Annotated in this window: 22 protein-coding genes and 1 pseudogene; 8 read left to right on the top strand and 15 right to left on the bottom strand. The window is 43.4% G+C overall.

From position 1 onward, the window contains the following. Positions 1–77: helix-turn-helix domain-containing protein (locus tag EAE93_RS18465; RefSeq protein ID WP_214040141.1), on the bottom strand; the 77-nt coding region annotated here is incomplete at its 3' end. Between EAE93_RS18465 and EAE93_RS18460 the strand changes: the two genes are divergently transcribed. The 4 genes and pseudogenes from EAE93_RS18460 to dkgA all read left to right on the top strand — a co-directional run bounded on the left by EAE93_RS18460 (position 52) and on the right by dkgA (position 3,043). Beyond that, on the top strand, positions 52–486 hold the full coding sequence (locus tag EAE93_RS18460; RefSeq protein ID WP_248000783.1) for a type II toxin-antitoxin system PrlF family antitoxin: 435 nt from the start codon (positions 52–54) through the stop codon (positions 484–486). The genes EAE93_RS18465 and EAE93_RS18460 overlap by 26 nt on opposite strands. Positions 487–492: 6 nt before the next feature. Continuing rightward, positions 493–932, top strand: a pseudogene (locus EAE93_RS18455) (type II toxin-antitoxin system YhaV family toxin). Between the two features lie 287 nt (positions 933–1,219). Further along, positions 1,220–1,891 (top strand): DedA family protein, encoded by a 672-nt coding sequence (locus EAE93_RS18450; RefSeq protein ID WP_036808701.1) that lies wholly within the window; start codon positions 1,220–1,222, stop codon positions 1,889–1,891. Between the two features lie 273 nt (positions 1,892–2,164). Next, positions 2,165–3,043 (top strand): 2,5-didehydrogluconate reductase DkgA, encoded by an 879-nt coding sequence (dkgA, locus tag EAE93_RS18445; RefSeq protein ID WP_110086189.1) that lies wholly within the window; start codon positions 2,165–2,167, stop codon positions 3,041–3,043. A 98-nt stretch (positions 3,044–3,141) separates the two neighbouring features. Here dkgA and ftsP read toward each other — a convergent pair whose 3' ends face one another. From ftsP to nudF, 7 genes are all read right to left on the bottom strand, one after another. Then, positions 3,142–4,563 carry a cell division protein FtsP gene (gene ftsP, locus EAE93_RS18440; protein ID WP_214040273.1) on the bottom strand — a complete coding sequence of 474 codons (1,422 nt, stop codon included), beginning with the start codon at positions 4,561–4,563 and terminating at the stop codon, positions 3,142–3,144. A gap of 388 nt (positions 4,564–4,951) precedes the next feature. Beyond that, complete coding sequence (locus EAE93_RS18435; protein WP_105396756.1) at positions 4,952–5,695, bottom strand: 1-acylglycerol-3-phosphate O-acyltransferase; 744 nt, start codon at positions 5,693–5,695, stop codon at positions 4,952–4,954. A 30-nt stretch (positions 5,696–5,725) separates the two neighbouring features. Continuing rightward, on the bottom strand, positions 5,726–7,975 hold the full coding sequence (gene parC / locus EAE93_RS18430) for a DNA topoisomerase IV subunit A (protein WP_214040272.1): 2,250 nt from the start codon (positions 7,973–7,975) through the stop codon (positions 5,726–5,728). 43 nt (positions 7,976–8,018) lie between these two features. Continuing rightward, positions 8,019–9,914: a DNA topoisomerase IV subunit B gene (gene parE / locus EAE93_RS18425; RefSeq protein ID WP_036778340.1), complete on the bottom strand. Its 1,896-nt coding sequence runs from the start codon at positions 9,912–9,914 to the stop codon at positions 8,019–8,021. Between the two features lie 72 nt (positions 9,915–9,986). Then, the gene (yqiA, locus tag EAE93_RS18420) at positions 9,987–10,595 is read right to left on the bottom strand and encodes an esterase YqiA (protein ID WP_036808689.1); all 609 of its coding nucleotides are present in this window, start codon (positions 10,593–10,595) and stop codon (positions 9,987–9,989) included. 131 nt (positions 10,596–10,726) lie between these two features. Then, positions 10,727–11,566, bottom strand: coding sequence for a 3',5'-cyclic-AMP phosphodiesterase (gene cpdA / locus EAE93_RS18415; RefSeq protein WP_214040271.1), 840 nt, complete (start codon positions 11,564–11,566; stop codon positions 10,727–10,729). Between the two features lie 99 nt (positions 11,567–11,665). Beyond that, the gene (nudF, locus tag EAE93_RS18410; protein ID WP_036808686.1) at positions 11,666–12,307 is read right to left on the bottom strand and encodes an ADP-ribose diphosphatase; all 642 of its coding nucleotides are present in this window, start codon (positions 12,305–12,307) and stop codon (positions 11,666–11,668) included. Between the two features lie 359 nt (positions 12,308–12,666). Between nudF and tolC the strand changes: the two genes are divergently transcribed. Next, positions 12,667–14,055, top strand: a complete 1,389-nt coding sequence (gene tolC, locus EAE93_RS18405; RefSeq protein WP_040148867.1) for an outer membrane channel protein TolC — start codon at positions 12,667–12,669, stop codon at positions 14,053–14,055. Between the two features lie 121 nt (positions 14,056–14,176). Here the strand turns inward: tolC and EAE93_RS18400 are convergent, their stop codons facing one another. After that, positions 14,177–14,578 carry a DUF2628 domain-containing protein gene (locus EAE93_RS18400; RefSeq protein ID WP_110086192.1) on the bottom strand — a complete coding sequence of 134 codons (402 nt, stop codon included), beginning with the start codon at positions 14,576–14,578 and terminating at the stop codon, positions 14,177–14,179. 431 nt (positions 14,579–15,009) lie between these two features. Here EAE93_RS18400 and EAE93_RS18395 point away from each other — a divergent pair, with 431 nt between their 5' ends. The 3 genes from EAE93_RS18395 (at position 15,010) to EAE93_RS18385 (ending at position 17,467) form a co-directional block, all read left to right on the top strand. Next, the gene (locus EAE93_RS18395; RefSeq protein WP_181148331.1) at positions 15,010–15,711 is read left to right on the top strand and encodes a DUF1190 family protein; all 702 of its coding nucleotides are present in this window, start codon (positions 15,010–15,012) and stop codon (positions 15,709–15,711) included. 6 nt (positions 15,712–15,717) lie between these two features. After that, positions 15,718–16,878, top strand: a complete 1,161-nt coding sequence (locus EAE93_RS18390; RefSeq protein ID WP_214040270.1) for a glutathionylspermidine synthase family protein — start codon at positions 15,718–15,720, stop codon at positions 16,876–16,878. 109 nt (positions 16,879–16,987) lie between these two features. Beyond that, entirely contained in the window at positions 16,988–17,467 is a 480-nt protein-coding gene (locus EAE93_RS18385; protein WP_036808674.1) for an Hcp family type VI secretion system effector, read from the top strand. Between the two features lie 133 nt (positions 17,468–17,600). Here EAE93_RS18385 and EAE93_RS18380 read toward each other — a convergent pair whose 3' ends face one another. The 6 genes from EAE93_RS18380 to ribB all read right to left on the bottom strand — a co-directional run bounded on the left by EAE93_RS18380 (position 17,601) and on the right by ribB (position 22,170). After that, positions 17,601–18,044: a hypothetical protein gene (locus EAE93_RS18380; RefSeq protein ID WP_144408116.1), complete on the bottom strand. Its 444-nt coding sequence runs from the start codon at positions 18,042–18,044 to the stop codon at positions 17,601–17,603. A 319-nt stretch (positions 18,045–18,363) separates the two neighbouring features. Next, positions 18,364–18,630: a virulence factor gene (locus tag EAE93_RS18375; RefSeq protein ID WP_269468848.1), complete on the bottom strand. Its 267-nt coding sequence runs from the start codon at positions 18,628–18,630 to the stop codon at positions 18,364–18,366. Then, complete coding sequence (locus EAE93_RS18370; RefSeq protein WP_036808671.1) at positions 18,631–18,822, bottom strand: DUF5397 family protein; 192 nt, start codon at positions 18,820–18,822, stop codon at positions 18,631–18,633. A 406-nt stretch (positions 18,823–19,228) separates the two neighbouring features. Beyond that, entirely contained in the window at positions 19,229–20,347 is a 1,119-nt protein-coding gene (locus tag EAE93_RS18365) for a DUF1835 domain-containing protein (RefSeq protein WP_214040269.1), read from the bottom strand. Between the two features lie 189 nt (positions 20,348–20,536). Next, a complete protein-coding gene (gene ygiD, locus EAE93_RS18360) occupies positions 20,537–21,322 on the bottom strand; it encodes a 4,5-DOPA-extradiol-dioxygenase (protein ID WP_214040268.1) in 786 nt (261 codons plus the stop codon). A gap of 194 nt (positions 21,323–21,516) precedes the next feature. Further along, positions 21,517–22,170, bottom strand: a complete 654-nt coding sequence (gene ribB / locus EAE93_RS18355) for a 3,4-dihydroxy-2-butanone-4-phosphate synthase (RefSeq protein ID WP_214040267.1) — start codon at positions 22,168–22,170, stop codon at positions 21,517–21,519. Between the last annotated feature and the right edge of the window lie 141 nt (positions 22,171–22,311).

The raw sequence follows: 22,311 nt of genomic DNA, 5'->3' as shown, positions 1-22,311 counted from the left end.
ACCGCACCGAACTGAGCATTGAGATAATCAGCCTGTTCGGGTGTCGGGTAAATGCGGACTTTGGTGGCTCTTAACATCATCAGCGCTCATCGGGATAGTTTATGTATTTTAACCGCTTTTTTTGGCCGTGTCCCCCCCGGGCTGCCAGTGAACGTGATGGTTAATAACCTGAAAGCCCTGCGGGCTTTTCGCCTTATATCACCGCCCGCATTGGGCGAGGGTTTACGGCGGATTTTGCTAAAACCAGGTCATAACAGTATCGCATATAAAATTTTATCTTCCGGTGATGTACTTATTAGTCGTAAAAACAGCGAAGAAGAAAAAGATCTTGTCATAGAATCATTTCTGAACTTTCTAGCAAAAGACATTCAGAAATATCCTGAACAAGTACAGCAATTAGATGAACAGCTTATTAACCGGGCAAAGTCACTTGTCGCTGGAATAGACATACATCTGAACAACCCATTATCTGCTGACGATGAGTAAAGAACTATGTACGATCGAGTGTGTGTAATAAACGGATGGACTCTTTTTGCTCATCCATGCTTTATAGAACAATTAAAACAAGCAATAGATAAGGTAGTACAACTTCAGCAAAAATATCCAAATGACTACTTGAAAAAAAATGATACAAAACGCCTGACTGCAATCATAAAACTCGTTACTGAAATTATTCCCAATGATCCAGCTAATATAGCCTTTCGTTTAGGTGACACATTGGGTGGAAAAAGACAACACTGGTTCAGAGCAAAATTTTTCCAACAATATCGCCTTTTTTCCGTTTCCACGCCGAAAGTAAAATTATTATCTTTGGCTGGGTAGATGATGAGAGAACAAAAAGGGCATATGGTAATAAGCATGACCTAAAAAAAGTGTCTTACAACGCAGCTGAAAATGATAATGATGGGGATATTTCTGGATGTGGTTCGTGAGCGTATCAAAAATCCAGCAAAGCGGATCAGAGTTAACCTAGATGAAATTTAACATCGATTTTGATGAGCGAGCCTTAAAATGTATTTTGAAAGGGTTGCGATGAATCGCTCCTTTTCTATTTTTTTAACTTTTGTTTAATGGTTATGTGCCCAATTGATTCATTAGTATCAGCCATTAATTTTCCCTTATAAGGGATAAAGTCAAGCCATGCTTAAGCTTTTACTGTAAACTGACTTTATATATACAGATGCAATAAATTTATTTATTAACAGTCACAGGATAAGCAATGGAAGTACTAAACGGGATCATGCAGGCATTATGGCAGCATGACTTTTCTAAACTTGCCAACCCCGATGTTGTTTGGATTATCTATGGCATTCTATTTGTGACACTGGTTCTGGAAAATGGCTTATTACCTGCCGCCTTTCTACCCGGTGATACTCTGTTAATCCTTTCTGGCGCATTAATTGCCAAGGGAGTCATGAGCTTTATCCCAACCGTTTTTATATTAACAACAGCGGCAAGTATCGGCTGCTGGCTTGGTTATCTTCAAGGGCTATGGCTTGGTGATACCAAACGAGTTAAGAATTGGCTGGCACAACTTCCTATTCAGTATCGCCAACGCGCTAACGAGTTGTTTTTCAAACATGGTCTGGCCGCTTTACTGATCGGCCGTTTTTTGGCTTTTGTCCGCACTCTGTTACCAACATTGGCTGGTATATCCGGCCTTAACAGTAAACGCTTTCAAGTTTTTAACTGGTTAAGTGGCTTATTATGGGTTGTCATCGTGGTCGGTTTTGGTTATCTCCTCAATCAGATCCCGTTTATTAAGAATCACCAAGATCTGGTGATGAACATTTTGATAATTTTACCCCTAGTGTTGTTGTTAAGTGGTTTAAGCGCCTCCTTGCTGATGTATTGGCGCCACAAGAAAATCTCGGCGGCAAAACGTAAATAAAAGTCATCATGGTTTACAAGCAGCAGCAAGGTTTTTATCCTTAACTTAATGTACCAATATTATATGGACTCAAGCTCAGCCACTAAGTGATATTCTTGGTATCGATGCATCACCAAATCGGTCAATCTATGCACTTGACCATGTGTTGATCACAATCATGGCTTGGATCACGCCAATTGTATTACTTTCTTCAATTACTCTTAATATCAACTTAATATCAATCGCCATGATTTTAGCTGATATTTTAAGTCTATCTTTCTATAGGAGTTAGTAATGGATAATCAACCTATTATCAGACTTGCTGATGGGAATCACATGCCACAATTGGGACTTGGATCATGGGCCGCAGATGACCAACAGATAGCAGAAACAATCCATGCAGCACTAGATATCGGTTATCGGGCAATTGATACCGCCGCTATCTACAACAATGAGAAAGGCGTAGGCAACGCGTTACAAGAAACAGATATCCCCCGTGAGGATATCTTTATCACCACCAAATTGTGGAATGATAGGCACAATGATGTCCGTGCCGCTCTGTCAGAAAGTTTGGAAAAGTTGCAACTGGATTATGTTGACCTTTACCTTATCCACTGGCCGGCACCACCGCAAAATCAATATGTTAACGCCTGGCAACAATTGATTGAATTGCAGAGAGAGGAGCTTATTCGTAGTATCGGCGTTTCTAATTTCCAACCTGAACATATCCAGCGACTAATCAATGAAACCGGCGTTCATCCCGTCATTAATCAGATTGAGTTGCACCCGCTGTTACAACAACGTCAGCTTCATGCCTGGAATGCGACACATAATATCGTTACCGAATCCTGGAGCCCGCTAGCACAAGGAGGAGAAGACGTATTCGATAATCCACTGGTTCAACATCTGGCACAGAAGTATGGCAAAACACCCGCGCAAGTTGTTATCCGCTGGCACATTGATAACGGTATGATTGTGATCCCAAAATCAACCACGTTATCAAGAATTAAAGAGAACTTTGATGTGTTCGACTTCAAACTAGAAAAAGAAGATCTGACCGCGATGACTACGCTAGATATCGGTAAACGTCTGGGGCCAACCCCTGAAACATTCGTTGATTTCAGTGAATTCCTTGAGCTTCTTGAGCAAAGGAATGCTAATGATAAGTGCTGAAAAACAGCGGATAAAATTGATAAGGTGATAGTGGGCAAAACAGAATTAAAACGTGCGCGGCATCAACGCCGCGCCCCGATTTTGCTGAGCTATTTTCATTATTGATTGACCGGTATAGTCACTAATTGCCCAACAGAGCCGCGATCAGCCATTTCCAGAATCTGGCTGTAATAGAGGAATGGGAAGTGTTCATAAGAGGGCTGGTTCATATAAACCAGTAATTCCACCCGCCCATCAACCCAAACGGTATCCTTCCAACCATAATCTTGCGGTTGAGGTGTCCCACCATTGTGGTTAATCACCTTAAACTGCACACCTTCAATATGGAACGGTTGTGGGACAGAGGCATTTACGATCCAACGCTCCCACGTTCCTTGTTGGCTAGTAATATCTACCCGATTCATATCCCATAACGCACCGTTAATTCCCGGCATATTACCATCAAGGTAAATTTCCCGGTTACGGATTGCATTGGAAACCGGCGTCACATCATCAACCAGACGAGATGGGAGATCATCTGTCACCAAAGATAATAAACCTGTTGCCTTAATGGTCAGAACGGTGCTGGAAACCAACACAGTGGAAGGTTCAAACAGCCCACGTAACTTATCAAGTATCCCGGCTGATTCACCGGCGGTAACAACAACTTCTTCCTCTTTGGACATATCAATCAATACTTCACGCCGTTCTCCCGGCGCAAGGGAGAGTTGCTGAACGGCTATCGGCGCAGGCAACAGTCCCAAATCAGTGCCTATCATATAGAAAGGACGACCATCGCTGATCTGTAACTGATATCGGCGGGCATTGGATGCATTTAGTAACCGTAAACGAATCCAGCCACGAGATACTTCAATGAAAGGATTTTGTACGCCATTCACTAACAGAGTATTACCAATAAATCCGCTATCAGAAGCTGGCTGATATTCAGGAACCCCAAAGTTATCCAACCGTTTATCTTGAAGAATAATCGGGAAATCATTAACGCCATAATGTTTTGGCAACGGCAAATGGCGGCTGGTTTCATCTTCCACCAACCACATGCCAGCTAAACCCTTATAAACATGCGGCGCCATCCGATTAGGTGTATTGGCATGATACCAGCAAGTTGCCGCCTGCTGACGAATAGGCAACACTGGCGACCAATCAGACCCCGGAGAAATCTGACGGGCGACCCCGCCAATCAATGTACCCGGTAATTGTAATCCGCTGACGGTCATTGAAACCGGCTCCGATAGCCGATTGCTGTATATCAGTTTGACATCATCGTTTTTATGAACCCGTACAGTCGGACCAAGATATTGGCCATTAATCCCCCACACACTGGTTTTATATTGTCCATCAAAAGTCCAATGCGCTTTTTGTAAAGTCAGAAATAACGGTTGCCCACTACGGGATTCCAATAAAGGGGGAACCGGCAAAGCAGTCTGATGATTTTTGCTGGCCCGAACCCATAAAGGAGCGGCGCCGATACACATCGCCAAGCCTGATACCTGAATAAATTGGCGCCGACTAAATGACATATTTTCTCCGCGATAAACCTAATTAAATTCCGGGTTTATATGGCTCAAAAATAGTTGAGACACTGCAATCATTCACCCCGGCAGCGAATAACTCATTATTGAAGTTATTGAAGCTTATTATCCTTTTGATTGCGCTTAACAAAAACATTATTTATCAAGCGCTCATCATAACGCGAATATGAAGGGAATTAAACTATCTGAATGCATTACACGAATCTTTCCCATCCAGCGAAGTACATGTCATTTCCGACTAATAATAAATTGTGATCATGGACAACGAACAAAAATCCTCACATATACTAAATATGTGAGGATTAAAGTACGTTTAAAAGCTATCGCCTTTGTCAGTCCCACACTTTATTATAAAAGAGTGGTCAAGAATAACCTGTTATGAGTACTTATCCTGTTTCTCCATTGCAGCCAATTCCTCATCCAGCTCCTCTATTTTAGCTTTCATTATCTGATGACAATATTCCGCCAGTTCACGCACCTGATCTTTGGTATATCCAGAAGTATCAATGGGTGGCAACATTTCAACAATGACTGAGCCATTATTCCAGCGATTCAACTTAATATTGTCATTAGTAATGGAAGAAACGCAGACCGGGACAATCGGTACTCCCGCCGAGATCGCAGCGTGAAAAGCACCGGTTTTAAACGGCAACAAACCTCGGCCACGACTGCGGGTACCTTCCGGGAACATCCAAACAGAAAGACGACGATTTTTAATCTGCTCCACAACCTGGGCAATCGTGCCATGTGCTTTAGCACGGTTAGCACGATCAATTAGGATATTACCTGCCAGCCAATAAAGCTGACCAAAAAATGGGATCAGCACCAGACTTTTTTTACCTACCGTCACAGTACCAGGCTGAACCGCATTGGACATGGTTATCATGTCATAGTTGTTTTGGTGGTTGCCAATGTAGATACTCGGACCATAATGCCTGGCTTCCGCAGGAATACGTTCAATAATTTTGACGCCAAATATTTTCGACAACCGACCAAACATATTCCCAAACACCATAACATGGTCAGGATGACGTGGCCTGAATAAACAGTAAATAGCACCAGAGACACACACTACAATCGAAAACAGAATAACAATAATGCCGCGAATAATTGCTAACATAATCCCCTCTTATTTAATCCTACTATTTAGTTACGCAATAGCAGATGGTGTCTCAACCTGAACCCGTTCAATACGCTGCAACCCTCGAGGTAGAGGGGTTCCCTTACGACCACGTTCTGCCCGGAATTTCTGAAGATCTTCAGGACGCAGCGTCAATTTACGTTTGCCAAAGTAAAGTGTAATAGACGATTGTGGCGATAGTATCAATAACCAACTCAACAGGTCATTTTCTGAGGCTGACTGAACAGAAATTATCTTATTCCCTTTCCCTTTAGAAAGCTGAGGCAAATCTGCAACCGGGAACATTAACATTCGACCTGAGCTGGTTATTGCCAGCAACATATCATCCTGCGGGTGAGTTATTTCCAGCGGCGTCATGACGCGAGCATTTTCCGGCAAGGTAATCAGTGCCTTACCCGCTCGGTTTTTAGCGACCAAATCACTAAAATTACAGATAAAGCCATAACCGGCATCAGAGGCCATCAGAAACTTCTGCTCATCAGGCGCCATCAGTACATGCTCCACCGTTGCCCCAGCAGGCAAAGTCAGTTTCCCGGTCAGTGGTTCCCCTTGCCCTCTGGCAGAAGGCAAATCCTTCGAATCAAGCGAGTAACTGCGACCTGTTGTATCAATAAAAACAACCGGCTGGTTACTCTTACCTCGGGCTGCGCCACGGAAACTATCGCCCGCTTTGTAATTCAACCCGGCCGGATCGATATCGTGGCCTTTCGCACTGCGAACCCAACCCATCTCAGACAATACGATAGTCACCGGCTCAGAAGGCGCAATGTCATGCTCACTCATCGCTTTGGCTTCATCACGCTCTCTCATTGGAGAACGACGCTCATCACCATAAGTGGCCGCATCAGCCACGATCTCTTTCTTCAACAGCGTGTTCAGTTTGCGCTCAGACCCCAGAATCGCCTGTAACTTATCACGCTCTTTTGCCAGCTCATTCTGTTCGCCACGGATTTTCACCTCTTCCAGTTTAGCTAAGTGGCGTAATTTCAGCTCAAGAATAGCTTCTGTTTGCGTCTCACTTAAACCAAAACGTGACATTAATACCGGTTTTGGTTCATCTTCACTACGGATAATGTGAATAACTTCATCAATATTGAGAAATGCGATCAGTAAGCCTTCCAGCACATGCAGGCGCTTAAGGACTTTTTCCAGACGATGGTTCAGACGCTTACGAACGGTTTCCCGGCGGAATATCAGCCATTCGGAGAGGATCTCAACCAACCCTTTCACGGTCGGACGGTTATCCAACCCAATCATATTCAGGTTGACGCGATAACTCTTTTCCAAATCTGTGGTCGCAAACAGATGATTCATCACCAGTTCCAAATCAACCCGGTTTGTGCGAGGGACAATAACCAGACGCGTTGGATTTTCATGATCCGATTCATCACGCAAGTCATCAACCATCGGCAGCTTTTTAGCCCGCATTTGGTTAGCGATCTGTTCCAACACTTTGGCGCCAGAAACCTGATGCGGCAGCGCAGTGATCACGACATTGCCATCTTCTTTCGACCAAACAGCACGCATCCGTACTGAACCACGGCCATTTTTATAAATCTTACGGATATCTTCGTGAGAAGTGATGATCTCTGCTTCGGTCGGATAATCAGGGCCTTTAACATACTCCATCAAATCATCAAGGGAACTCTGCGGCTTATCCAGCAGCATAACCAGCGCGTTCGCCACTTCACGAGCATTATGGGGCGGAATATCTGTCGCCATCCCCACCGCAATACCGGTGGTGCCATTCAGCAAAATATTTGGCAGACGCGCCGGCAGCATTTTCGGTTCCTGCAACGTGCCGTCAAAGTTTGGCACCCAGTCAACGGTACCGTGGCCTAACTCAGTCAACAGCAACTCGGCATATTTGGACAGGCGAGACTCGGTATAACGCATCGCGGCGAAAGATTTGGGATCATCCGGCGCCCCCCAGTTGCCTTGCCCATCCACTAAAGGATAACGGTAAGAAAATGGCTGCGCCATGAGCACCATCGCTTCATAACAGGCGCCATCGCCATGTGGATGGTATTTACCCAGTACATCACCCACGGTACGGGCGGATTTCTTAAATTTGGCGGTATTGTTCAAGCCCAATTCCGACATGGCATAAACAATACGGCGCTGAACCGGTTTCAAACCGTCACCGATAAAAGGCAGCGCCCTATCCATGATGACGTACATGGAGTAGTTCAGGTAGGCGGTTTCCGTAAATGAGTGGAGCGGCAAACGCTCCACGCCATCGTGAGTTATCTCACTCATTCGCTAATTTCCTCAAAATCTTCTTTGACTATCCCTGTGGGTGTTACACTTCAATTTCTACACTATCGCCCTTCTCTTGCAGCCAGTTACGGCGATCTTCTGAACGCTTCTTCGCCAGAAGCATATCCATCACAGAGAAGGTTTCTTGATAGTTTTCATCATCGATAGTCAATTGCACCAGACGGCGGGTATTCGGGTCTAACGTTGTTTCACGCAATTGCATGGGATTCATTTCACCCAATCCTTTAAAACGCTGTACGTTAGGCTTACCCCGTTTGCGGCTTAGGCGATCCAACACCGCGCTTTTTTCCTCTTCATCCAGTGCGTAATACACTTCTTTACCTAGATCAATACGATATAAAGGCGGCATTGCCATATAAACATGGCCATTTTTAACCAACGTTGGAAAATGGCGGACAAACAGTGCGCATAACAGCGTCGCAATATGCAAACCGTCTGAGTCTGCATCCGCCAGAATACAGATTTTGCCATAACGTAACTGGCTGAGATCGTGGCTATCCGGGTCGATCCCAATCGCAACGGAGATATCATGGACTTCCTGTGATGCCAACACTTCATCCGAAGAGACTTCCCAAGTATTCAGAATCTTCCCTTTCAGCGGCATGATCGCTTGATATTCACGGTCACGCGCCTGTTTTGCCGAGCCTCCCGCAGAATCGCCTTCCACCAGAAACAGCTCCGTGAAATTGAGATCCTGTGATGTGCAATCAGCCAGTTTCCCCGGTAACGCCGGGCCGCTGGTCAATTTCTTACGTACAACCTTTTTCGCGGCACGCATTCTACGTTGTGCGCTGGCAATCGCCAATTCAGCCAGTTGCTCTGCCTCTTGAACGTTCTGGTTCAGCCACAAACTGAAAGCATCTTTAACAACACCAGAAACAAAGGCGGCAGATTGGCGCGAAGAGAGGCGTTCTTTTGTCTGACCAGCAAATTGCGGGTCCTGCATTTTTACCGACAGAACATAAGTACAGCGATCCCAAATATCATCGGCGGCAAGCTTCACGCCACGTGGCATGATATTGCGAAATTCGCAAAATTCACGCATTGCATCCAATAATCCCTGACGCAGCCCGTTTACATGTGTTCCACCCTGCATCGTCGGGATAAGGTTCACATAACTTTCAGCCAGTAATTCTCCCCCTTCCGGCAGCCAAAGCAACGCCCAGTCAACCGCTTCGGTTATGCCACTGAAAGTACCGACAAAAGGTGCTGCCGGCAATGTTATCAGGCCATTAACCGCCGCCATGAGATAATCAGTCAGACCATCGGCATAACACCATTTCTGTTCTGTATCGTTGATCTTGTCTTTAAAAACAATTTCTACTCCCGGACATAAAACCGCTTTCGCCTTCAACAAATGAGTCAAGCGAGAAACCGAGAAACGTGGGCTGTCAAAGAAACTTTCATCAGGCCAGAAGTGAACACTGGTACCGGTGTTGCGTTTACCACAACTGCCTATCACTGTCAGTTCCTGCACTTTATCGCCATTTTCAAAAGCAATCTGATAAACCTGACTATTACGGCGAACAGTGACTTCAATCCGCTTGGACAAAGCGTTAACCACCGAGATCCCCACACCGTGGAGGCCACCAGAAAACTGATAGTTTTTATTCGAAAATTTACCACCGGCATGTAAACGGCTCAGGATCAATTCAACCGCTGAAACCCCTTCTTCTGGATGAATATCAACCGGCATGCCGCGGCCATCATCAATGACCTCCAGTGACTGATCGCTATGAAGGATCACTTCAATATGTTTAGCGTGCCCCGCCAAAGCTTCATCCACGCTGTTATCGATCACTTCCTGTGCCAAATGGTTCGGACGAGTTGTATCAGTGTACATTCCCGGACGACGGCGAACCGGCTCCAGACCACTGAGAACTTCAATGGCATCTGCGTTGTAACTAGATTGAGTCATGTTGTAATTCTGTTGGTTGCTTCTTGATTAAAGGGCTAATCAGTTTTGTATACTGTTGATAATACCAGTCGTTCAAACATTTTTGGCAAGTTTTTTCTCACCATCATTAGAAAGCCCAAGAAAATTGATGATTTGTGGGAAATAGTGTTCAAACCCGATAAAGGCATGATTACCGCCAGATTCAATAGTTTGCTTACATAATACCAGATAAGCAACCGCCTGGCGGTAATCAAGTACCTCATCTCCGGTTTGCTGCAATAACCAGATAAGATCCGGTGACTCCAGAGGTTCAATCTGCATGATTTTGAGATCATGAACATGGCGCGGTTCCAACGTATATCGTTGGTTGGTATAGGGATTAATATTTTCCCCAAGATAATCCCGCAGTAACTCAAACGGACGCACGGCTGGATTGACAACGACAGCAGGCAAGCTGAAACATTGTGAAAGCCATATCGCCAGATAACCACCGAGAGAAGAGCCAACGATACCCAAATTATCCCCGGCACGCTCCATCACCAAATTTTCCAGCAACTCAGCCGCTTCTTCCGGATAAGGCGGTAACTGAGGCACCAGCATTTCAATGTCAGGATGATGCTGATGCAGCCACGCTTTTAGGGCATTTGCTTTTGCAGACTGTGGGGAGCTGTTAAAACCGTGCAAATAGAGTAACGTTGACATCAGGCCGTACTCCTCAATTGTGCGTAAATACCACCGGCCACTACACTCCTGTGCAACAAGCCACAAATGGTGAGGCTTGATAAATCCAATAAACAGAGAGTAACACAGCGGCACAAAGAGACAAACACAACCTAATATCCATCCGAATCCAAATCAGGGCAGAACTCATTGCTCTCCAGTCGATGGACCTGAGTTGTCAGACCAAATTCGCCACGGTCAGAAATAGACAATTCGAGATAACGCCACCCCGGCGCGACCGTATCAAGCGTAAAATTAGTGCAATGTGGCTTGAATTGCACGCTTGTTGATGGTGTCGCCATCATACGGATGCCATTCCAATCCATATCCATCTCCTGATGGATATGTCCACAAAGCATCGCCTTAACCCGTGAGTAACCTTGCAGATACTGGGCCAGAATATGTGAATTGCGCAAACTATGCTGATCCAGCCAAGTACAACCTGATGGTAATGGATGATGATGAAGCAGGATCACCGTGTAACGTTCAGGGTACTGATCCAGGCACTTTTTCATCCATTCAAGCTGATATTCCGACAACTCCCCATGAGGAACGCCCTGCACCTGACTATCAAGCATCAGAAGTTGCCAGTGCTTACCGACTAAAATTTGTTTCGACGGAGAAACGCCAGCCGCCGCCAAGGCATCCACCATCGCGGGCTGGTAATCATGATTACCCGGCAACCAGACACAAGGCGCCGGTAAACGGGCAATACCCTCAGCGAAATGTCGATAAGCTTCCAGCGACTGATCTTGCACCAAATCACCTGTCGCTACGATTAAATCAATATCAGCATTTTGCTTGAGGATGGCATCCAGCACCGCCTGGTAACTGCGATACGTATTGATACCCAATAAAGTATCTTCTTTGCTGGCAAAAAGATGCGTATCTGTTATTTGCAATATTTTGGCTGTGGTTCCCTCTACCACAGGCAGTTCAAACTGGCTTTCCAAATGGTTTCCTTGTCCTATAAGTCATCGGCGAGCATCATAACTCGTTTTAACGCAAGAGATCTGCTGACTGGCACACACTTCCCTTTTCTCGGTTAAAAATTAGGAATTATCTGAATTCCACTCTTTTTTTAATTTTTCATGGTGTAATGCCAGCCATTGTATCGCAATAACGGAAGCAGCATTATCAATAATTCCTTCTTCCATCCAATGATAAGCTTGTTCACGACTGACTACATGCACCCGAATATCTTCATGTTCACCAGATAATCCATGAATACCCGTCGCTGTCGTCGCATCCACTTCCCCCACCATCACAGAGATACGTTCAGTTGTTCCTCCTGGGCTGGAGAGATAACTCAACACCGGCTTGCAACGTTTAACTTCAATTCCTGCCTCTTCCATTGTTTCGCGGCGTACCACCTGTTCCACCTCTTCGCCCTCTTCAATCATACCGGCAACAATTTCCAGTAACCACGGCGTTGCTTTCGTCTCTATTGCCGGAATACGTATCTGCTCTATCAACACAACCTCATCACGACGTGGATCATAAGGCAACAACGCACCGGCATGGCCCCGCTCAAAAACTTCACGGCTAACCTCTTCACTCCAACCACCAGCAAACAAGCGATGACGGAAGCGGTAATTTGTCAGTTTAAAGAACCCATTGTATAAACTTTTTTTCGTGATAATTTCCACATCCTGCTTATCCAATATGACTGGTGTTGACGGCTTCTTATGCATAAAATTCTCCTAAATAGTTTCTTACTTGCTAGCCACTAAGATGATATTAATCAAGCGGAGTTAAAAAATTCATCCTTTGGTGGTGTAAAGTTAAGCTAAATTAAGGCAATATGGCACAAACGGCTACCTTTGGCTGATAGCATACTCTGCTAGAATCAGTAACATTTCGTTTTTCACCAAGGCAACGTAAGAGTCTATCCCAATAGGCGTAATTGGTGCAGGCCGTTCTTGTAATTGAACAGTGAACTCGGGCAGCGGGCAGCCCCCAGAGCATTCACTCTTTATTACAAAGCATGGCAAATAAAATAGCCTAATGGGACAGACAACGAGCAAAATAGCTGTGCAATCAAGGAATTACAATGAAGAAACTGCTCTCCATTTTTATCGCTATGAGCCTGACGGGATTTAGTTCGATGAGTCAGGCGGAAGATCTTTTGCAAGTTTATAAGCAAGCAAAAGAGAGTAACCCTGAACTACGTAAATCAATGGCTGAACGTAATAAAGCTTTTGAAAAAATTAATGAATCCCGTAGCCCATTATTACCTCAGTTGGAATTAAATACCGGATACTCCTATAACAGTGGTTACCGCGATCAACGTGATACAGAAAGCAATACATTGAATGCGAAGCTTGGCTTGAGTCAGACCATTTTTGATATGTCTAAATGGCGCCAATTGAACTTAGAAGAAAAAACGGCAGGTATTGCTGATGTTACCTATCAAAGCAGTGAGCAAAAACTGATTCTGGATAGTGCAACAGCTTATTTCAAAGTACTACGCACCATTGATACGCTCTCCTACATTGAAGCTCAGAAAGCGGCCATTTACCGCCAGTTGGACCAAACGACTCAACGTTTTAATGTCGGTCTGGTTGCAATTACTGATGTCCAGAACGCCCGTGCTAACTACGATGACGTACTCGCTCAGGAAGTTGTCAGCCGTAATGATCTGGACAATGCACTGGAAGCTCTGCGTCAGGTAACGGGTATTTATTACCCTCGCCTAGCCTCGCTGAATATTGATCATTTCAAAACACAGAAACCAGCAGCAGTGGATATTCTGCTAAAAGAGGCAGAGAAACGTAATTTAAATCTGCTATCTGCCCGCTTAGGTCAGGATCTGGCTCGTGAACAAATCAAAGCAGCCCAAACCGGCCATATGCCAACTATTGATTTAGGCGCTTCTACCAATGTTTCAAATAGCCAGTTTCATGGTTCTAATCGTCAAGCAGGCAGCAAAGAAAGTGCCTATAATGGCGAGAACAGCGTTGCCCTGACGCTTCGTCTGCCAATTTATAGCGGAGGCGCAACCAGTTCCCGAGTTGAACAGGCACAATATGGTTTTGTCAGCGCCAGTGAACAATTAGAGAGCGCTTACCGTAATGTTGTACAGACTGTCCGTTCTTCCTTTAACAACATATCTGCTTCCATCAGCAGTATCGACGCCTATAAACAGCTTGTTGTTTCGGCGCAAAGCTCTCTCGACGCAATGGAAGCAGGTTATCAAGTTGGTACACGTACCATTGTGGATGTACTGAATGCCACTACCAAGTTGTACGATGCCAAACAAAAGCTATCCAATGCTCGCTATGATTATCTGATTAATCAACTGAATATTCAGCACGCACTTGGTACGCTAAATGAGAAGGATTTAGTTGCTCTGAATCATTCGCTAGGTAAACAGCTCTCAACTTCCGCTAACAGCATTGTTCAAGAAACAGCAAAACCAACAACATCTGGCCGTAATTAATTCACTCTTTCACCTTCACTAATTAACGGCCCGCCATAAAGCGGGCTGTTTTATTTCCAATCAGCAGCAATTTACTCCGAAAGAAAATCCGATATTTACCTTAATGCAGAAAATATATAACTCAGAAAAGTCCTTCAAATGGATTCCAGCTCTTGCTATTCACTGTTTCTTTCAAATAATAAGCATAATTAGCAGTAGTACTCCATATTGCCGCAAAACTAAACTGAACCGCCAAAATAGCAGCAAAAGGGAGTTCAATCCCCAGAACGCCTTCCATAACCCCCAATATCATCATCACGACAACAGCAATGCCAAATAACGTCAGATTTTTCCGCCATAATCCTAGAACAAAGAAGTAAATAAAACCAAAAAAGAAGGCAATAAAATTCATGTTCAACAATATACGACGCATAGAGGGTTCTGCTTTCATGGCAGCTTTATGCTCAGGCGTTTTGGGAGCACCATTTTTTTCAAAGAATGCAAAACGCGTCTGCCACTTTTCTGGATATTGAATTTTATCCATGCTACTTAATTCCTTAATTAAAATAGAAAATACAACACCAATAATATAATAATGCCTGTTATTAATTTAAGATTATATTCCTAGGATTATTTTCTGGAGATATAAAATAGAGAATATAATTAGTAGATTCACTTACATCATCATGTTACATATTCAATCACCCTTAATTTACCGTAATTAATGGATTTCAGATTAATACCATAAAATATTAATTACAGCACTATTTTTCTAAAAAATGGAGGTTTTTCAACATTAAAACCAGATTAAACAGAACACCAGACACTCAATATCCGGCAATCCCTTTATCAGACAAAAAATCAGGCTAGCAATTTGAAGGTTTATGCTTTAATTTTGTTCATATTTCCCCTATCCTTAAGACTATTTCATGCAAGAATTATAGACACCTAAAATCTGGGTATACGACTATGACAATAAAGCGGACCAAAGATATTAACCACGGCACCTTCCGTAAGGCTTGGCGTAACTATCGCCTTGCACCTGTGGCAATGGCTGTCAGTGCGGTTTTCATGTTATCTGCCTGTGAAAAGAGTGATGAAACTGTCTCTCTTTACATGAATGCAGATGAATGTTCTAAAGCCAATCCATCACAAAGTGAGCAATGTACTACTGCTTATAACAATGCGTTGAAAGAAGCGGAAAAAACAGCGCCTAAATATGCCACCAAAGAAGACTGTATTGCTGAATTTGGTGAAGCACAATGTACTCAAACCCCGGCACAAGCTGGCCCTGGTACCTCTACTTCCAGTACCTCCACCAATGGCCAAGCTCAGGCACAGCAGCAGCAAAGCGGCAGCTTCTGGATGCCGCTGATGGCAGGTTATATGATGGGGCGTCTAATGGGAGGCGGTTCAGCGCCGTCACAACCTCTGTTTAGCTCCAAATCCGCCACCAGCCCGGCAAACGGTCAATTCGTTGATGCGTCGGGTAAAAGCTATGGCCCTGCAACCGCAGGCGGTCGTTCCATGACAGTGCCTAAAACAGCTATGGCGCCAAAACCAGCAACAACCACAACCATTACCCGTGGCGGCTTCGGTGACTCTGTTGCAAAACAGTCAGCCATGCAACGCAGCAGCGCCTCTTCTGGCTCCACATCCCGTTCAGTGGGAGGCTAACCACGGATGAAACGTATTGCTATTACTGAACGCCCGGACTGGCGTGAAAAAGCGATAGAATATGGCTTTAATTTTCACACCATGTATGACGAACCTTACTGGTGTGAAGATGCTTATTACCAGTTTTCTCTTGCCCAAATTGAAGAAATCGAAGCTACCACCGCTGAACTACACCAAATGTGTTTGCAGGTAGTGGAGAAAGTCGTCGATAGTGAAGAGTTGCTGACTAAATTTCAGATTCCAAAGCATTGTTGGGATTTTGTTCGTAGCTCCTGGATTACCAGTCAGCCATCACTCTATTCCCGTTTAGATTTGGTTTACGACGGTAAAAGCCCGGCAAAATTGTTGGAAAATAATGCTGATACACCAACTTCGCTGTATGAATCCGCTTTTTTCCAATGGATCTGGTTAGAAGATCAGATGAATGCCGGGTTACTACCAGCACATGCCGATCAATTCAACAGCATGCAAGAGCAATTGATCGAACGCTTTGCTCAGTTGCGTGATGAACATGGCTTTGGCTTACTGCACATGGCCTGCTGTCAGGATACGGAAGAAGATCGCGGTACTGTTCAATACTTGCAAGATTGTGCACTGGAAGCGGGTGTTCCAACAGAGTTCTTATTTATTGAAGATATCGGTCTGGGGGAAAAAGGCCAGTTTACTGACCAGCAAGACCAGGTGATCAGTAATTTGTTCAAACTCTACCCTTGGGAGCTGATGTTCCGTGAGATTTTCGCGACCAAATTAGAAGATGCTGGCGTTCGTTGGTTAGAACCCGCCTGGAAAAGTATTATCTCTAACAAAGCATTGCTACCAATGTTGTGGAAGATGTTTCCAAATCATCCAAACCTGCTACCCGCTTATTTCGCCGATGATAATTATCCGGCAATGGAGAGCTATGTTATTAAGCCACTGTTCTCACGGGAGGGGGCTAATATCCGTATTATTGAAAATGGCAAGGAAATTGCCAATGTTGATGGCCCTTATGGTAAAGAAGGTATGATCGTTCAGCAATTTCATACACTGCCAAAATTCGGGGACAATTATACGTTAATTGGTAGCTGGCTGGTAAATGATCAGCCTTGCGGTATTGGTTTGCGGGAAGACAGCGAACTTATAACTCAGGATTTATCCCGCTTCTACCCACATATTATTTTGGATTAATTCCGAATAGGGAGGAATGAGGAATAGAGTTAAATATCCAAAATTCCTCCCTTAAATATCCAATGAAGAAACTTTGTACCCTTATAAATTTATAATAAAGGTAAATACTATGGCGAACACAATATATTTAACCATTACAGGTAAGAAACAAGGGCTTATATCCAGTGGTTGTTCTACCTATGATTCCATCGGCAATAAATATCAAACTGGTCATGAAAATGAAATTTATGTTTACTCATTTGACCACGATATCAGCAGAGAACAGAATGTTAATCATGCACCTATCTCAATCACTAAACCTATAGATAAGTCATCTCCGCTATTAGGCATAGCAATATCAGAAAATGAATCTATCAATTGTAGATTAGATTTTTATAGAACATCAAATAATGGTGCTCAGGAAAAATATTATTCAATTGAAATTATGCACGCCTCGATAAAAAGCATATCCACCCATTATCCTAATTCACTTACCCATAATGACGCACAGCCCTACGAAATAATATCCATTGCCTATGGCAATATAACATGGAAACACCATATTGCAGGTACATCTGGATATAGTATATGGGATGAAAGGGTCAGTTAAAATTAATATATTGGGGAGAAATCCCCAATATATTTTCAATTATTTTATCTCTTTTGAAAAAACCAATATCAAACATTTATTTCCTTTATGAATAGTTTTCATAATATCAAACAATAATTAGAGCTTATTAAACTCATTTAACATTTTCAGCGAAGGTTAATGCTAAGCAATGTTCTTTTTTCTCATTCTCAACTACAGACGATTTTGACAATATAAAAGAATCATCATATATAGTCTCAAAACCTTTCATATACCATATTTCATCATTATTTACTGTATAACCAGTTGATTTCATATAATTAATCATTCTATTATAGCTATTATCCATGTCTATCAAATCACAAAAATAAACGGAGCTATATATCGGCGATGATTCATCATTAGGATAATATTCAAAAAAATAATTTTTAGAAATACGAGGAGCTTCTTTTATTTTTTCATTAGTAAGAAGATGATACTTTAAAAAATCACTTTCTTTATAAAGAACATTAGGCATCATAAATAACCATAAAAATAAACATATACAAGATAACGCCATCATTAGTATCATCACTATTGTTATGGTTAATTTCTTCATAATTTCAGGCCATAAATCGTTGTAGGTTTATAATGACTAATAACAATATCTTTTTCATAAGATATTTATCAACAGGTCCATAATAACCCCATATCTTATAGTCATATTCTTTATTTTTAGGCTTTGTTAAAGACATATAATTTCTTGGTAATACAGACTTATAGAAACCGAGTAAATTTGAAACCAAATCTTCGCAACTAAATTCACTATCACTAAAAACGGGAAAAGAACGAGTTTGATTATAAAGTTTCAAACTCCAATGAAACACAATACATTATTGAATGTAAAAACACGTCATAGCCAATTTACTTATCTTTGACTACGGACGTAAAATCAGACCACTGTTCAATACGGAACGCACGAATATCACGGACTGACGGAGGAAACCAAGATTGCGCCTTGAGGGATTGGATCGCCATAAAAAGCTGAGCATATTCTCATCGTCACTGATATACAAACTGCCTTGTACACGCCGAAAACCATATTGCGCCAGCGTTGCACCAATTTCAGCGTACGCTTGTGAGACCCCTTTAGGATGATGCTGTTCTGTGTCAACAACAACTAAATCAAATGCAATGGCGTACATTCAGGCCGCCTTAGGATCATCGTTGACATGTTTCAGACGATATTCAGTCTTCTCACCAGTTTCAACCAGCACAACCTCAACCAACCAGTCACCATCCTCTAACGGGCGAATCAGTTGCCCCACTTCATATTTAGGCCCAAATGCACCAAAGCTTTTAATTGTACCGACAGGTACTCGGGGAACACTTATCATGACCATTCCTCATTATTGAAATCCATTGATAATGTAGTATTTTGATAACATCGTTTCAAGAAAAATAGCGATATCACGCCTTTCACAAACCTACGTTTTCAAAAACAAGGAAATAGTATTCCTCGCTGTTTTGTCTTGCCTGTTACCGATCAGGTAGTCCATTTGCCTTACCGACAGCAATGCCGAACCGATCCACCATTACACACTTAATGCCATCCTTCGTCATGGCGGCTCAACCTCTGCGAGATCTAGAACCACGCCGTCGCTATGTGACTTTAATTACAGTGATTCTCATTTACGGCTTTTTTCGCTCGCACTCTATTAATCTACTCATGAATCTTTAACATATTTCAATCTACAACCAAAGTTTCAACAAAACCTGCATCTTCAACTTTAGTTTGACATATCAATCTGAAAATATCAGAGTTCTCCGTTGCTGATCCCAACGCCAACAAGATTGATCTCCCGTGATACACACACCTCCCAACCAAGGCAGAGGTTCATGATGCTCTGTCAGTTGCTGAAATAATTGCTCATTTGTACAAGGCTGCTCCGCCAAAATATTCAGCACTAATTGCTCTGTCAAACCCAATCCATTATCAAATGAAGGAAATTCCTGACAATGACGAAGTAATGCCTGAGAGAGGTAAGGAAGCTCATGTGCTACTTTTCCTACCATTTCAATTAAATGTGAAGGATTATCTGAACGAAACTGCTCCCAAACTTCGCTCCCCAATTGACACTGAATAGCCGTAACTGGCTGGCGATTCTGCCACAACAGAAGCAATGATTCCTCAGGCAACTGCCCAAGCCCAATAAACCGCCTGCTGCCAGGGTAATGATTGACTGTCACCATCTCCAGTAATGACGCAGGATATCTATTAAAATGCGCCAAGCATCGGGCGAGAGTCAATTGGTCATAGCTATCATGCTCAAACCACAGTACGACGCGCTGATATTTGGCAGAAGCAGATAACAAAATTTGCTCTTCCTGTTCACGCTGATAAATAAGTTGATTCTGATTGACACCAATCCGTGCAACATAATGTTCAGAAAGAAATTTTACCCGTTTCGATAACCAACTCTTATCTGACACTACCGGCCCTTGGCAGAATGGATCACTGTAGGCCAAAAAGTCTCCGCGAAAGCCTGCCAGAGTAAGATTGTTCTGGATATCAGATCCGCAACGAATATGTAGCGTCGAAAGTTCATGATCTGGTGTTAAGCCCTGAGTTTGGATCGCTATTCGGGCCTGTTCCATCGCTGTCACATGGGCTTTCAATTTAGACCAACTCGGAAGTCCCAGTTCACGGGCAATTATCCACTGAGCATCACTCAATCGATTGTGCTGTTGAACCAATTCATCTTGCGTTAAATGCGGATAATGGCGACGAAAACGCTCAATTGCTTCAGGAAATGATTGTCGCAATGCATTACGCAACTCTTTTGCCCGCTTACGCTGCTGTTCAAGAGTAATTCTAAATGGTGAAGGGGAAAATAAAGACGAAGCTCTGGGTTGAGTCATGATCGCAGCCCTTTTCTAAAGTCTGTGTCCGCCAATCAGACAGAAAAGGGAAAGCCATACGGCATATCGTTTCAATGATCATGGGCGCAGCCCTTTCCGCGGACAAGGTGGCGATGATCTCGCCGTCGGTCATCCTAACAAAAGGAGAAAGGGCTTTCAATCAATATGATAGCCACAGAAGTTAACTATTCAACCAACCTGCACAGACAACATACTCAGCGAACCAGACTCAAGACCATCTACAGGAATGGAAACCGCTTCTTTCCTATCCCACGTTCCCATGATATACAGCAACGGTAAAAAGTGTTCAGGAGATGGATTGGATAACTGCCCCTCTTCCCTGTCCAGTGCATGAATCAAAGGGTAAGGCTGTTCATTGCTGGTAAGGTTATCACTCACATAACGGTTAAATGTTTCTGCCCAAGGATACGGATCAGCATCAGGTTCCTGCCGCTTCATGGTATGAAGATTGTGTACCACATTACCACTCCCGAGGATTAAAACACCTTCATCTCGTAAAACAGCCAGCTTTTTCCCTAATTCATAATGGTACGTCGCTGGTTTGGTATCATCTATACTCAGTTGAATGACTGGAATATTGGCCTGAGGATACATCTTAACCAGAATTCCCCAAGTCCCATGATCCAACCCCCATTGATGATGATCAGCATAAACTTCCACAGGTTCCAGCATCTCTTGCACTAAAGCGGCCAATTCAGGCGAGCCCTTAGCCGGATACTGAATTTCATACAATTCCTGTGGAAAGCCACGAAAATCATGAATAGTCCTCGGTTGACTCATGGCGGTTACTGCTGTGCCATTGGTATACCAATGAGCAGAAATCGCCAAAATCGCTCTAGGTACAGGCAGTCTTTCACCAAGTTCACGCCACACATTGGTATAGCGATTTTCTCCCAGTACATTCATTGGACTGCCATGACCAATAAACAGTGCCGGCATTCTGGAAATATTCATAACGACCTCCCACACCAAATATAGGTAATTTTAATACTTGCGGACAGGTTACGCCTTTCAGACAAGCAAAACAGTGGGCTAACGGTGATGGAGTTTTTCAAAAAAATTGAAAAGTCACAGCTTGCGTAAACTGTGACTTTAGAGAACATGTAGGTTATAACTGATATTTCGTCCGTTTATCGGACAATTACGACTCAGCTTGCTTTCTGTTCCATTGCCTGGCGATAAATTACCAGATCTTCAATAGTGACTACTGGCATATTATGCAGTTTCGCAAATTGCACCACCTCAGGAGTACGCGCCATTGAACCGTCATCATTGGTCAATTCGCACAATACACCTGCCGGTTTAAAACCAGCCAAGCTGACTAAATCAATTGCTGCCTCAGTATGCCCCTGACGAACCAACACACCACCAGGTTGGGCACGTAGTGGAAAAACATGTCCCGGCCGGTTCAAATCACTGGGTTTGGCATTATCTGCAATCGCTGCACGAATGGTCGTGATACGGTCAGCCGCAGAAACTCCCGTCGTTACCCCTTGAGCGGCCTCAATGGTTACAGTGAATGCGGTCTGGAACGGGCTAGAGTTATTTTCTACCATCATAGGCAATTGCAATTGCTGGCGGCGCTTTTCTGTCAGACATAAGCAGACAATACCACTGCCATGACGAATAGTCAGTGCCATTTGCTCTACAGTCATTGTTTCGGCCGCAAAGATAATATCACCTTCATTTTCACGATCTTCATTATCCAGCACCATCACCCCTCTTCCATCACGCAAAGCGTCAATGGCGTGTTCAACACGTTCTGATGATGTGCCATATTCAGAAAGTAGCGTCTGATTCATGGTAAAGAAACCTCATTAAAATTTATGGATTACCAGAATCAGGGCGGTCTTGAGGAGTTCTCGCTATAACATCACGTCATAACATTAATATTATTAATATCATGTGTGAATACCATAGCCGGAACAACAGACGAGCACAAA

Source organism: Photorhabdus akhurstii (assembly GCF_018448925.1).
In the GTDB taxonomy this organism is placed as follows: domain Bacteria; phylum Pseudomonadota; class Gammaproteobacteria; order Enterobacterales; family Enterobacteriaceae; genus Photorhabdus; species Photorhabdus akhurstii.
This window is presented reverse-complemented; position numbering and strand designations above follow the sequence as displayed.